The sequence below is a fragment of the Enteroscipio rubneri genome (assembly GCF_963929405.1).
GTDB lineage: Bacteria > Actinomycetota > Coriobacteriia > Coriobacteriales > Eggerthellaceae > Enteroscipio > Enteroscipio rubneri.
Genome location: NZ_CAWVIN010000001.1, coordinates 685,028 through 698,356, shown reverse-complemented (window position 1 = coordinate 698,356; position 13,329 = coordinate 685,028). Strand labels below are relative to the sequence as shown.

The window sequence follows — 13,329 nt, the reverse complement described above, 5'->3', positions numbered from 1 at the left end:
GGGACATCCGGCCGAGATCGCTCACGAACCCGATACGAGCGCCCGGTACTCCTCTAGGCACAGGCCCGCCTCGTGCATCTCGCGCGCGGCGGGCTTTCCCACGTAGCGATAGTGCCAGGGTTCGTAGATAATGCCGGTTACATCGCTCTTGTCCGAAGGATACCGCAGGACGAATCCGTATGACCAGCTGTTCGCCATCAGCCATTGCTGTACAGGCATGCTCTCCTGGCTTGAGTCCAGAAGCTGGTTGCGAGCGTCCACGATATCCGCCGCTAAACCGAGCTGATGCTCACTTGTGCCAGGAAGTGCGACAGACGTACCCGCTTTCACCCGTGCTTCCCCTTCTGAGAGTCCTCGGGATTCCAGTATTCGAACCTGCTCGTCGAAAAGCTCCTGCTGCTTGTCCTGCGTGCGGTAGGACGAGCAGATGACCGGCTCGAGCCCAGCAGCTCGGCAATCATCCATCATAGCTTGCAGGTCGGCAAGGCAGCGCTCGTCCACGGCTTGGCCGCCCGCCAACGGCGCGGTCGTCACCTCGTATCCTTCCGGAAGCGGGTTGTCCCGATTGACGAGCACCAGATTCCAGTCGCCGGCACTCGAGGGTCCGTCGTAGCCGGTCTTTCGCGCCTCTGCTTCCTGGCCCGCGGTCTGCGCAGCAGGCCGCTCGTCCTGCTGCGCCGCAAGCGCTCCGTCCGCAAGACGCAGGCCTGCGAACAGGCAGCCCACCACAAGGATGTATACCGCCACCAGCCGTGCGAGAGCGCGGCGGCGCGGGCGAACGGGCCTCAAAGCGCGCCGCCGAGGTGCGAATCGTCGCGTCGTTCTGTTCATGCGCTCACCTTTCTACCAACAACATTCGCTATGATAGAAAAGCATCGCTTCCGTTCGGCAGCCGAGCGGCATCGGAACGTCATCACAGATTGAAGAAGAGTTGCTCGCCGTCAATCATCATGGGCACAGGACACGATTCAGTGCGACCGTCGACCGTTCTCGATAGGGTCACCAGGTACTGCGCGAAACGTCCCGTTTTCGAGACGCTGACCGCGTCCTCCGTTGAGGCGGCCGTTTCGTCTCCGGCGGCATCCTGGCTGATCTCATAGTCCAGAGAATCGATCGGATACTGGGTCTGGCAATATTCCAGCACGTTGAACGCCGCCTCGTGGAACGGGCTGTCTGACGCGTAGACCTCGGAAGGGGAAATCGGGCTTTCGAGCGCCACCATGCGGCCGCTCTGATCGTCGATCCATAGCTGAGCCTGCTTGTCTTTCTCGCCCCATGTGCAGCACCAGAAGATACCGGAGGACACCGGGGCGCCCGAACTCGCGAACAGCATCGGCACGACACTCGGCTCTTCCTCCATGGGAATCCCGAGGGCGAGCAAAGCGGCGGCATACCGAGCGGCCTCTTGGGCCTTTTCGGCGTTCATGGCCTCCCCTTCCGACAGCTCCACCTGGGAGTGGTCGGAGCGGAACAGTTCCAAAGTCTGGAAGAAATCGCCCTCCTGCGAGAGCACCAATGAAACGCTCGTATCCTCCCACCGCTTCGTCTCGTGTTCGAGTTGACGGTCCAGGGCCGCAGAAGCGAACAGGGGGATGCAGGCGCCCACGGCAACGACCAGTACGGTCAGCAGGACGGGCAGAGCGCGCACCGCTTTCATGCCGCGCCTCCTCTCAGCTCGGCGATCACGGTCGTGCCTTCTCCGACCTTGCTTTCGAAGCGCAGGGAGCCGCCGTGCACGTCGACGATCTCTCGGCACAGCGACAGCCCGAGCCCCGCCCCGCCCTGCGCGCGGGCGCGCGACTTGTCCACGCGGAAAAACGCCTCATCGAGATGCTCGAGTGCATCGGGAGGAATGCCGCGCCCGTCGTCGCTCACGGACAGCCTGCAGCCGTCGACCAGCATCTCGCACCGCACGCGTATGCTGCCGCTGCGCCCGTCCATCGCTTTGCGGGCGTTGTCCCATACGTTGACGAGCAACGACTTGACCAAGTCGGGCTCGAGCATGCACCATCCCTCCTCGCATTCGCACGACAGCTCGATCCCCTGCGCGCGGTACAGGGGTTCCCAACGCGCGGCGAGCCCCTGGACGAGCGCCGAGGGGGACGCCGCCGAGAGCGAGACGTCCTCTCGTTTCAGCACGAGCAGCTCCAGCAGCTTGGCGGACAGGTTCTCCAGCCGTTTGCCTTCCGAGACGATGTAGTCGGCCGCCTGCGTTTGCTCCTCCGCATTGAGCACCTGGCCTCTGATGAGGTCGCCGTAGCCGATGATGGAGGTCAGCGGTGTCTTTGCCTCGTGGGCGAAACTGCCCATGAACCGCTCCTGGCGCGCCGCCGCCTCCTCGAGACGGGAGACATTCTCCTCCATGGCCTCGGCCATGGCGTTGAAGTCGCGGGCAACGAGGCCCACCTCGTCTTCGGTCCGCACGCGCACGCGAGTCGACAGTTGGCCCGCTGCAATGGAGCGCGACGCCTCGGATAGGCGTACGAGCGGCGCGGTGAGCACGCGCGCAAGCGTGTACGAAAGCACGGCACACAAGGCGGCCATGAGCAGGAACACCCATTGGTAGGTCCACAGCTGAGCCTGGCGCGCCTCGAAGAGGGACGATACATCGAACGCCATATCCAGATACAGCGTCTCGTCATCCGCCTCGAGCGCTCCCGAGAGAGCCAGCAGATGCCCGTCGCCATCCGTGGTCGCATGGCGCATCGAACAGCTGCCGAGCGCCGGCAGCTCGTCAGGACGATCGAGGTCGGCGGCGTCGTGTTCGTAGACGGTCTGGGATGCGGTGTAAAGGCGCAGCGCGCTCCACGATCCCTCGTTCTGCTCCGAAAGCTGCCTGAGCGTTTCGGAGACGTCGGCGTAGTCCGTCTGCTCGGAGGCAGCGTTTACGATCTGGAGGGTGCCGAGCACCATCTGGTAGGCATTGTATGCGGACGCTTCCTCGCGCTCGAGCGAATCGTGGAACGAGAGCGTGATCAGCAGGCCGCCTCCCACTCCGAATAATACGGAGAGCAGACCGAGCATACACAGCGTTATCTTCAACCGGAACTTCACGTCATGCCTCGAGCCGGTAGCCCACCTTGTTCACCGCCAGCAACCGATCCTCCCAGCCCACCTTCTTCCGCAAGCGCTGCACGTGCAGGTCGACCGTCTTGCTGCCATACTGGTACTCCCCTCCCCAAACGCGCTCGTAGATAGTCTCCCGATAAAGGGCGCGATGGGGATTCTGGGCAAACAAGAGCAGCAGATCGTACTCCTTTTTCGTCAGTGAAACTTCGGCTCCGTCTTTGCGCACCTGCATGGCCTCGACATCGATGTGCAACCCGCCCACTTCGATGACCGACTCGTTCTTCCGGTACCGGCGAAGCACAACGTCGATCCTTGCAAGCAGCTCGACGATTTCGAAAGGCTTGACAATATAGTCCTCCGCGCCCGCGCGCAGGCCCCGCACCCGATCGGCCACCGCATCCTTCGCCGTGATGAACATGACCGGAACCTCAAGGGGCCGGATAAGCTCCATCAGCTCAAACCCGTCGATCTCCGGCAGCATGACGTCCAGGAGCACGAGGTCGAACCGCTCGCGCTCCAGCATATCGGCAGCCTCGTCGCCATCGTAAGCGCATGAACAGGAATAGCCTTCCTTGGTCAGGCTCAACCGTATCAGGTTCGAAATGGGCTTTTCATCCTCGACGATCAAAATCTTGATCACGCGCAACCTCCCTCGTCTCCCTCGTCCACTCTACCCTGAGCCGGCATCAAAACGGCAGAGGGAACGGAGTCTCGCCGACATCGACACAGCGCAGCGCAGCGAACACCACAATGCCTCTCTCCGCAGATGCTCGGCACCGCGCGTATGCACATCTTACCCGAATATGATGCCGTTTTGATGCCTTTTCGCTGCCGGGCAGAGGGGTTGAGCCTATACGATGATGGCGGAAGCCGACGGAGCAGGGTTGTGCGATACGGCGGATGAACGGTCCGGAGCAAAGCCCCCGCTGCGTTCGGAGTTCGGAGCGTCGCCGCGATTCCGCTCGCCGATGCCGCGCTTCCTCTAGTTGTACGTATCACGGGCGTTTTATCGTGTTTTGGATAGCGCCCACGCCCGTTCGGTCAGCCCTCGCTGCCGACGGCGCCGCGACTGCGTGACGTTTCCCTTCCCTCCCTCCCCGTCACGACGGTCGCGGCGCCCGCGGCGTCATGCACAACTTCTCCATCTGCTGCAGGGCTGGGCAGGCAGCACTCCGATTCGGCTACAATGGCCGTATGAAGAACAGCGCACGCATCCTCGTCATCGAAGACGACATCGACATCAACAACGTGATGGCCGCCTCGCTTGCGAAGGCGGGCTACGTCTGCACGCAGGCGTTCTCAGGAAGCGAGGCACGCCTCGTATTCAAAGCGGCCACCACCGCAGGCGAGGAACCTTTCGACCTCGTCATCACCGACCTCATGCTGCCGGGCGCCTCCGGCGAGGAGCTCGTGCGCGAGATCCGCGCGCACAGCGATGCACCCGTCATCGTGGTGTCGGCCCGCACCGATCCGGGCGACAAGGTGGAGCTTCTGGAGCTGGGGGCCGACGACTATGTAGCCAAGCCCTTCGACCTCGACGAGCTGCTTGCGCGCGTCGCCGTGCAGCTGCGCCATGCGTCACGCAGCACGACGCGCACCTCGGCCACGCTGCGGTTCAAGGACTGGGTGCTTAATACCGAAGCGCGCACCCTCGTAGCCGCCGGGGAACCTGTGAGGCTCACACGCCTGGAGTATGGCATCGTGGAGGCGCTCGTGCGCCGGCCGAAGAAGGTGTTCACGAAGCGAGAGCTATTCCAGGCGGCATGGAACGAAGACTGCGTCGTGGAAGAGAAGGCCGTGAACGTGCACGTGAGCAACATCCGCGGCAAGCTGAAGCCCTCCGGCACCGACGCCTACCTGGAGACGGTTTGGGGCATCGGCTTCAAGCTGGCAGAGTGAGCTGGCGCCATGAGCGCGACCCCGCCGCCCTCAGCAGCTTATAACTTTCTTAACGTTTTCGAGGCGAATCGCTGAACATCCTTTCCGTATCGTGGGTGGCGTGAAGGAAACCATAGAAAGCGATACCGAGAGGAGCGAGGACGTGAACGTAGTCGAAGCCTGCGGGCTCACGAAGACCTTCGGCGGCAAGACGGCCGTCGACCACTTCGACATGCACGTCGATCAAGGCGACATATACGGGTTCGTCGGACGCAATGGGGCCGGCAAGACCACGGTGATGAGGATGCTCGCGGGGCTGGCAGCGCCCACGGGCGGCGAGGCGCACGTGTTCGGCACGTCACCCCGGGAGGCGGGCGCCTCGAGGCGCATCGGCGTGCTCATCGAGCAGCCGGGACTCTACGGCAGTATGACCGCTGTCGACAACCTCATGATGAAGGCGCTCGCGCTGGGACTCGTCGACCCGAAGGCCGCAGTGCAGGATCTCCTCGCGTTCGTCGGCCTCGAAGGCGCGGGCTCCAAGAAGGCCAAGACGTTTTCCATGGGCATGAAGCAGCGCCTAGGGCTTGCGCTCGCGCTTCTGGGCGAACCCGACCTACTGCTGCTCGACGAGCCGCTCAACGGTCTGGATCCGGAGGGCGCGCGCGAGATCCGCCAGCTCATTGTGCGGTTGAACGAGGAGCGCGGCGTCACCGTGGTGGTGAGCTCGCACGTGCTGGAGCAGCTGGGGAAGATGGCCACGCGCTACGGCGTCATCCGGGAGGGGCGCAAGGTGCGCGAGCTCACGGCCGCCGAGGTCGACCAGGAGTGCAGCGACTTCCTGCAGCTCGAGGCTGCGAACCCCACGCTCGCCCTGGCCGTGCTGCAAGAGCGCTTCGGGGCCCTGAGCTTCCAGGCCCTGCCCGACGGCGCCATCCGCATCTACGGCGGCGCGGACGCGGGAGAAGTGGGCTCGGCCTTGAACGAGCAGGGCATCGCCGTGCGCGCCCTGTTCACGCACCGCCGCGACCTGGAGGAGTTCTTCGTTGAGATGATGGGGGCTGAGTACCGTGGCTAATATCTTGAGAATGGACCTGTATCGGCTCCTCCACGGCAAGTCGCTGTGGATATTCCTCGGCATCATTGTGGTGCTGGCCGCCGCAGGCGCGGGAACCATGGCCGTCATCACCGACCCGACGTTCCTGGAGTCGATGAAGGTGTCGTACACAAACGGAGCTCCCGCCGGAGTCAACATCGGGTTCACGAGCCCGAGCGGACCGGATGCGGACGACCTCCTGCAAGCGGATGCCCTGGCGGGCCTTGTCGCCCAGGGCCTCACGCCCGAGGCGCTCATCGGCAACGTGTTCCTCGGCGGCGGCGGGCTATCCTCCCTGTTCGCCGTGTTCGTGGCCATCTTCCTGGCGACCGAGTTCGAAAGCGGCTTCAGCAAGAACGTGTTCACCGTGCAGCCGAACCGCCTTGCGTTCCTGGGAGCGCGCTTCCTCGAGATCGCGGTCCTCGCGGCGGTGTTCACGGCGCTCATCGTCGTGGCAACCCTGGCTACGGCCGCCGTCGCAGGGCTTCCGCTCATCATGAGCCCGCTGCCCGACCTTCTGCTTTGGACAGCCCTCGTGGTGCTTGCCGCCACGGGCTTCGGCATGCTCACCGCGCTAGCCGTGTGGGTGACGCGCAAGATGGCGGCGGGCATCGTCATTGGCATCGTGTTAGCCGCGGGGCTCGTGACCCTCGCGCTCCAATCCGTGCTGCTGTTGTTCCCCAGCGCGTCGTTCCTTGCCGACTTCACCCTGTCTTCCTGCATGTCCTCGCTCTCCCTCGGACTTGCCGGACCATTGGGCGTGCCGCACATCGCGCTCGTGTGCGCGGCGTTCATCATCGTCGCCGCGGCGGCGAGCGCCGTCGTGCTCCAGAGGAAGGACGTGTAACCCATGGAGATCGCGGTCGTTCTGCTCGCCGTCGCCCTTGTCGCCGTCGTCGTGTTGGCTTCCCAGCTCGTGCGCTCGGAGCTGCAGCTGCGCGCCATCGCGAAGTTCCTAGTGGGCCGGGAGTCGGCGAGCAACGCCCGCGTCACTGTGTTCGTGCGCACCCGCGGGTTCCTGCGGCTCGCGCAGGCGGTGAACCGCCAGATCGACCGCCACCAGGGCGAGCGCATCGCCGCCGAGGAGGGCAAACGCGACCTGCGGCGCGGCCTTACCTACCTCGCGCACGACATCCGCACGCCGCTAGCGGGGGCGCAGGGCTACACGCAGCTGCTGGCGGCCGAGGAGGACGAGGTTCTGCGCGCCCGGTACCTGGGCGTGGTAGGCCGCCGCCTCGACGACGTTGAAGGACTGCTCGACCAGCTATACGCCTACGCCCAGGCACAGGACCCCGACTTCCGCCTTGAGCGCGAGCCGGTGGATGCGAGCCAGGTGCTCGCAGAGGCGCTCGCCTCGCTGTACGCCCAGTTCAAGGAGCACAGGTGGGAGCCCGTGATCGAGCTTTCCCACGAGGCGCTCATGGTCGGCTCGAACGCCGACGCCCTCGCTCGCATCTTCCGCAACCTCGCCGTGAATGCGTTGCGCTACGGATGCGAGCCCCCGCACATCGTGCAGGAGGGCCGCACGGTGACGTTCGAGAATCGTATGGCAGACCCGGGCAGCTTGGACGCCGATCGCCTGTTCGAGCGCTTCTACCAGGGCGACGCCGCCCGCGGCGGCGGGGGCAGCGGCCTCGGGCTGGCCATCGTCGCCCAGCTGGCGCATGCCCTGAGCATCAAGGCGTCCGCCCGCCTCGACGGCGACGTGCTGTCGGTGGAGCTCGCGTTCCCGGAGTAACGTTTCGGCGTCCCTTTTCGAGACGTCCTCAGGAAGCCTCTCCCCAGCGCGCGAATCCCTCGACATCGACGCCCAACTGCTGCAGCGCCTTGGCGACGATATGGCGCTCCATGTCCTCAAGACTCTCGGGTCGATGGTAGTACGACAGGACAGGCGGGCATATCGACACGCCTGGCAGCGAAGCCAGGCGTGTCAGGTTCTGCAAGTGGATCACGCTCAGAGGCGCCTCGCGAGCGACGAGCACCAGGCGGCGCCCCTCCTTGACAGTGACATCCGCAGCGCGCAAAAGGAGGCTGTCGGAATAACCGCTCGCAATGCCGGCTGCCGTCTTCATGCTGCAGGGCACGACGATCATGCCCCCCGTTTCGAACGTGCCGCTGGCAATGGGCGCGTCAAGCGCGGCATCATCGTGGCAGACGTCGGCCAGCGCCGTAAGATCCTCGAACGATCCGTCGAGCTCGTAAGCCGCCGTCGTCCGCGCGGCCTCGCTCGCCACGAGATGCACTTCGATGCCGTCAATTTCACGCAGCATGCGCAGACAGCGGGCCGCGAGCGGCGTGCCGCTCGCCCCCGTCACGCCCACGACGATGCGTCGCGCGTCCGCCCTACTCGCCATCGAACTCGGGCACCCAATGCTTCGGGTCCACATCCAAGAAACGAGCGCGTACGAAACGATGCTTCTCGGAGAAGGGAACCGTACAATCGAAGATGGTCTTACAGGCGATGCCGTGCTCGCGAATACTCGGCGACATGCTCGGATCGTTCGATGGATCGAGCGGGTGGCAGCGAACGCCGGGAATGGGCACGACATCCACATCGCCCTGGAAGCGCGTGTTCATGGCCCACAGTACATCCTCCAAGTCGAACGGATCGACGTCCTCGTCTACGATGAACACATGCTTGAGCTCGCTGAACGCAGAGAACGCCAACAGCGCGGCCTGACGCTGGCGCCCTTCGTCTGACGGCTGGGACTTGCAGAATTGAAGCACCGCAAGATACTTGCCGCCGCCAGGACTTGCGCAGTAGACGTTCTTCAGCTTGCCGGGCATGGCGCGCTCCACCATGGACAGAATGCTCGCCTCGGTGGGAATGCCGGTCATGGAGGTGTGCTCCTCGCTCGGCCCGATGCAGGTCTGGAAGATGGGATTCCTGCGCGTCGTGACGGCCTTCACCTTGATCACGGGTATCTCCGGCACGGCGGGGCCGGTATAGCCCGGGAACTCGGGCATGGCGAAGCCGGTGCCCGATTCGCGATCCTCGGCGATGCGCGTGCCGGGAAGGATCTCCCCTTCGATGACGTACTCAGCGTTGGCGATGCACAGCTCGTCGATGGTCAAACAGCGCGCAAGCTCCACGGGCTGCTCGCGCAGCGCGCCTGCAATGCTCAACTCGTCGTAGCCGAGCGGCGTGGTGGGAGGCTCGAAGCACGTCGACACCTCGATAGCCGGATCGACGCCGATGCTGATGGATATGGGCAGCGCTTCGCCGCGCGCTTCGGCGACCTCGTAAAAATGGCCTATGTGCCGCGCGCCGGGCACCATGTAGATGCTCAACTCGTCGGGCCCTTCCAAGCACATGCGGTGGATGGTGACGTCATGCACGCCCGTTTCGGGATCGTGCGCATAGCACATGCCCAGCGTCAGGTACGGGCCGGCGTCGTCGGGCGTATTCGTGGGGGCCGGCAAAATGGTGCGGATGTCGAAGTCCTCGTCCTCGGCCCGGTAGACGACCTCCTGACACAGCGCCTTATCGGCGCCCACCTCGACGGGCGCGACAGGACGGTCGACCGCTTCGTTGAGCAGGAAGCCCAAACGCTTCGGATCGCACCCGAGCAGATAGCCCACGCGCTTGCGACTGGCCAGCAGGCCGATATGCACACGCGCACCGGGGTGGCCCTTGATGGCGTTGAACGTCATGGCCGGCCCCAGGCGTGTCGGCCGCTTGACCGTACCGCCCGATCCGATGCGTCGGTACACGCCCGACAGCTCGTCTATGGGGTCCACCTCGACGTCGGTCTCGATGTACTGCCCGGGGATCCCCTTCAAAAGCTCGATCGCGCTGCGCAGATCGTTCACCTGGTTCTGCATGGCCGCAGTCCTTTCTCTGCCCCTCTGGTGCATGCGATGCACCCTTTTCGCATTCTTGCATTGTAGCAAACCGGCGACGCCGATGGCGCGCAAAGCGCTGGGCCGCAATACGTTCAGCAGCGCGGACGGCTTCGCATCCCCGCCGTGCGCTCGCCGAGGTCTATAAGTTCCTGGCGGCCGTGCGTCCCGGTCTTCGCATAGATGCGCCGAAGGTGCGTATCGACCGTACTCTTGGAGATGAAGAACTCGGCGGCGATGCGCTCCCCTGTCCTACCCTTCAGCGCGAACGGTAAGATCTCGGCCTCGCGCTTGGACAGTCCATACTCGCCGGCAATGAGGCGGCAGGCGTCGCCGAAGCGATCGGCCTCGCGCGCGATGACCGACAACGCACGGAAATCCCGTTCGGTGAACAGGAACAGATAGGCGAACAGAACCGCCAGCCCTGCGAACGCGGCGACCGCATAAGGCGCCTGCCCCGCCGGTTCCAGCAGCTCGATGCCGTTGCCGAGCGCGATGCCGGCCATCTCTCCCGCGTACAGTGCGGCAAACCCGAGCGAGAACACCGCCGCAGCATCCTGCCCAGTGATCCTGGACATCACGAGGAACAGCGAGACGAGCACGCACGAGAGTCCCAGATACCCCGCGAGCACGATGGACTCGCCCGGCACGCCGAACGCTCCGAGCACGGGCACGAACAAGAAGCCGGCCATCATCACGAGCACCGACAGCCGGTATACGCTGTCGAGTGGGCCTTCGGCGGCGCGCCCGTCCAATCTATCGGCGACCTCGAATCCTCCCGACGAGAACAGCTGCATCGCCGCTGCGCAGAACAACGCGAGCAAAAGCAAGGTCGCCGGAAACGCGGGCATGGAAGCCATGCCGGGCTCGGAGGCGAACGTCCCCATGAAGCCAGCCGCAAGCCCGAACAGAGCCGTGCCAGCCACGATCTTCTTCGAGAGCCGTGCGGCCTCTTCGCGCTGCTCCTTCGTGGCAAGCAGGTCGCCGAACGAAAGCGGAGCGCCCGAAGGCCGGGCTTCCGAGGAAACGGAGCTGCCGATCTGATGCTCGGAAGCGTCATTCGCGAGCAGGCCGCGCAGGGCGAGCGCGCTTCCGAGAGGCAGCAGCTTGAGCGCAAAGAGGGCTACGGCGCCGGGTACGGCCGCTGCCGCAAGGCATGCGAGAGCAGCAAAAGCAGACGCCGTGAACACCCGGCGGACCGATGCTCCCATCGGATGGCGGCCCAGCGCGCGTCCCCATGCCGCCAGCATGAGGCCCGCAGGCGCCCCCACGAGCACGCTCTCCACGATGATGCCCGGCTGCCCCGCCTCGGCGAGCGCCGGCACGAGCGACCCGACGACGAGCAGCCCTGCATAGCACCAGAGAAGCGGGCGCGCGAGCAGCGCGTCTCGGGCGCGCGGCGAAGCGGCGCGAAGCAACGCGAACGCAGCAACCATGCTCAGGAGCGTCCCGAACAGATCCGCCCGCTCGAACGCGAAGGGACCACCGCCGAAAGCCTGATTGGTCCCGAGGTAAAACAGCGAAAACGCGAATCCCTGATTGCACGCGAACCCCGCGATAACGCGGAAGGCCTCCGCAGCGCTAGGTTGATCGGCGCGGATGCCGAATCGCACGGATCCCTCCTTCTCTCGGAGATTCTTGCGCCGCCCACAGACGGCTGTCGACTCCCCATGATAGCAGAGGTCCTGAACTGCCCGAGTGCCCGTGCGGCGTTTTCCCTGAATACGCGCAACCGCCCGCGGCATCAGCCGCGGGCGGTTGCGGGGCGCAGGGAGGGAGGGGGTGCGCCACTGAAAAGAGAGTGATCAGCTGGATAGGCTACGCCGTCTGGCTCGCCTTCTTGGAAGCGGTTCTCGCAGCAGTCTGCTTCGGGGCCGGATCAGAAGCTTCCGCTTCCTCGGCATTGTCCTCGACGATGAGCTCGGCAGCATCGGTCTTCTCGTTGCCGCCGAGGCCCTCGCGCAGGCTCTTGACCGTTTTGCCGATGGATGCACCGAGCTTCGGAAGGTTCTTCGGGCCGAAGATGAGCAGGATCACGGCAAGAATAATAACGAGTTCGGGCATGCCCATACCGAGTATCTTCATGTTGGGTCCTCCTTGTGGGCGTTCGGGCAACGGCTCTTCTGGCCGTTGCCGTGCGGTTCGCAATCGACTGTGCCAGTATGCCCCCGCTGCGCACGGGCGCCTATCGTGCAGACTCATGATTTGCGGATCCTGCGATCGTGCTCCTTGTCGTGCAAATGGGGTATGTATCCTGTTTTGCCAGGTCAATTCCTTTTCCACATATCACTGCCCGTCCGGGGCGCGCATCGTGTCTTCCATTCCGCGCCTATGGCGACACCATCATCACCGGTCAGGCCATCTCGATCCCGTATCAGGATCCGAGATCGTCGCCTCCAACGGCTACGTTCTCTACGGAGATTTCTACGAACACGTAAGCAACCTGCGCTGACGCTGATCAGCACCCGTGTTTGCGCGCCATCAGAACAGCCGTGGCCGTACCGGCGGAAGCTTCGGCATAACCCGCTCGACCACGGTGTCGTCAGGCCGCAGAGCGTCGCAGAGCATCGGAGCGCACGGATCGTAGCGACGATGGCGCCAAGGGCCCCCGGAAAACGGCGCACCGGGATTCGCGTAGCAGTAAACGCATCCGTTCGTGCAAGTATCGTACGAGCCGATGTCCACGCTCGGCGCGCATCGGCATCCGCCCGGCTCGGCAGGCCAGCCCGGGCGCGTCTCGACACCCGCAACGCGCGCCACCAGATCAGCGTCGATGCATCCAACGCGAGCAAGCCCTGCGTCGTCGAGCGCTGAGTCTCCGCATCCTCCGACCGCGATGCCCCGCTCGGCCCCGAGTTCGGCAAGTCGAAGGGCCAGCGAAGCCTTTTGGTCGGCAGGCACATCCTCGAAACCAAGCAGGGCCATCCGCTCTGCGATCTTAGGGTAGACATCGAGGAAGCTCAGCCGGCAGGAAGCCGTGTATCCACGCAGCCGGTCGGCGAAGACCGCGAACCAGCGCAGATGATGCTCGACGGTATAGCGGCCCCCGAGAAGGATGGGACTATAGCGCCACACAACGCGCTCGGGCCCCACAGCGCGGGCAAGCGCGCGGAAGGTCTCGACCAGCTCGGCCTTACGGGGCAGGCCAGCCTCCACGTCGGAACCGTAGGCGTTGAGCGTGAACTGCACGAAGAACGGGGCCGGAACCGCACGTTCAAGCCGCTCGGCGCAGGCCAGGAGCGGAGCGGGGTCCTTCGTCCAAAAGGCAATGCAGTCCACCGCATCGGGCCCGAGCGGCACCCGGCTCACCTGAGCGCGGTTCACCGGGTTGCGAACGAGCGCGAACCCCTCATCGAAGCGATTGAGCAGCCAGTCCAAGTAGAACCGAGGTATATCTGTTCGCCGAGATGCGCTTACTATCACGCGCCGATCCTCCTTGGAACGCG

At 64.6% G+C, this 13,329-nt stretch carries 13 protein-coding genes; 4 read left to right on the top strand and 9 right to left on the bottom strand.

Translation table 11 applies throughout. The annotated features are described in order from the left end of the window. Nucleotides 1-21: 21 nt before the first annotated feature. From ABGT83_RS03050 to ABGT83_RS03035, 4 genes are all read right to left on the bottom strand, one after another. The gene (locus ABGT83_RS03050) at nt 22-831 is read right to left on the bottom strand and encodes a M15 family metallopeptidase (protein ID WP_346685840.1); all 810 of its coding nucleotides are present in this window, start codon (nt 829-831) and stop codon (nt 22-24) included. A gap of 82 nt (nt 832-913) precedes the next feature. Continuing rightward, nucleotides 914-1,657, bottom strand: coding sequence for a hypothetical protein (locus ABGT83_RS03045; RefSeq protein WP_103264510.1), 744 nt, complete (start codon nt 1,655-1,657; stop codon nt 914-916). Next, the gene (locus tag ABGT83_RS03040; protein ID WP_103264509.1) at nt 1,654-3,054 is read right to left on the bottom strand and encodes a sensor histidine kinase; all 1,401 of its coding nucleotides are present in this window, start codon (nt 3,052-3,054) and stop codon (nt 1,654-1,656) included. The genes ABGT83_RS03045 and ABGT83_RS03040 overlap by 4 nt, the downstream gene beginning before the upstream one ends. A 1-nt stretch (nt 3,055) precedes the next feature. Continuing rightward, nucleotides 3,056-3,709 (bottom strand): response regulator transcription factor, encoded by a 654-nt coding sequence (locus ABGT83_RS03035; RefSeq protein WP_103264653.1) that lies wholly within the window; start codon nt 3,707-3,709, stop codon nt 3,056-3,058. Between the two features lie 554 nt (nt 3,710-4,263). Here ABGT83_RS03035 and ABGT83_RS03030 point away from each other — a divergent pair. The 4 genes from ABGT83_RS03030 to ABGT83_RS03015 all read left to right on the top strand — a co-directional run bounded on the left by ABGT83_RS03030 (nt 4,264) and on the right by ABGT83_RS03015 (nt 7,778). Continuing rightward, nucleotides 4,264-4,968 (top strand): response regulator transcription factor, encoded by a 705-nt coding sequence (locus tag ABGT83_RS03030; RefSeq protein WP_346685839.1) that lies wholly within the window; start codon nt 4,264-4,266, stop codon nt 4,966-4,968. Nucleotides 4,969-5,110: 142 nt separating this feature from the next. Further along, nucleotides 5,111-6,022 (top strand): ATP-binding cassette domain-containing protein, encoded by a 912-nt coding sequence (locus ABGT83_RS03025; RefSeq protein WP_346685837.1) that lies wholly within the window; start codon nt 5,111-5,113, stop codon nt 6,020-6,022. After that, the gene (locus ABGT83_RS03020) at nt 6,015-6,887 is read left to right on the top strand and encodes an ABC transporter permease (protein ID WP_346685835.1); all 873 of its coding nucleotides are present in this window, start codon (nt 6,015-6,017) and stop codon (nt 6,885-6,887) included. Before ABGT83_RS03025 ends, ABGT83_RS03020 begins: the two co-directional genes overlap by 8 nt. Nucleotides 6,888-6,890: 3 nt before the next feature. Continuing rightward, nucleotides 6,891-7,778, top strand: a complete 888-nt coding sequence (locus tag ABGT83_RS03015) for a sensor histidine kinase (RefSeq protein ID WP_346685834.1) — start codon at nt 6,891-6,893, stop codon at nt 7,776-7,778. Between the two features lie 28 nt (nt 7,779-7,806). Here the strand turns inward: ABGT83_RS03015 and ABGT83_RS03010 are convergent, their stop codons facing one another. From ABGT83_RS03010 to ABGT83_RS02990, 5 genes are all read right to left on the bottom strand, one after another. Further along, nucleotides 7,807-8,394, bottom strand: a complete 588-nt coding sequence (locus tag ABGT83_RS03010) for a UbiX family flavin prenyltransferase (protein ID WP_346685832.1) — start codon at nt 8,392-8,394, stop codon at nt 7,807-7,809. Beyond that, nucleotides 8,384-9,865, bottom strand: a complete 1,482-nt coding sequence (locus tag ABGT83_RS03005) for a UbiD family decarboxylase (protein WP_346685830.1) — start codon at nt 9,863-9,865, stop codon at nt 8,384-8,386. Before ABGT83_RS03005 ends, ABGT83_RS03010 begins: the two co-directional genes overlap by 11 nt. A 113-nt stretch (nt 9,866-9,978) precedes the next feature. Further along, nucleotides 9,979-11,496 carry a helix-turn-helix transcriptional regulator gene (locus ABGT83_RS03000; protein ID WP_103264503.1) on the bottom strand — a complete coding sequence of 506 codons (1,518 nt, stop codon included), beginning with the start codon at nt 11,494-11,496 and terminating at the stop codon, nt 9,979-9,981. A 205-nt stretch (nt 11,497-11,701) separates the two neighbouring features. Then, a complete protein-coding gene (locus tag ABGT83_RS02995) occupies nt 11,702-11,968 on the bottom strand; it encodes a twin-arginine translocase TatA/TatE family subunit (protein WP_103264502.1) in 267 nt (88 codons plus the stop codon). A gap of 396 nt (nt 11,969-12,364) precedes the next feature. Then, nucleotides 12,365-13,306, bottom strand: a complete 942-nt coding sequence (locus ABGT83_RS02990; protein WP_103264501.1) for a DUF1848 domain-containing protein — start codon at nt 13,304-13,306, stop codon at nt 12,365-12,367. Nucleotides 13,307-13,329 lie beyond the last annotated feature (23 nt).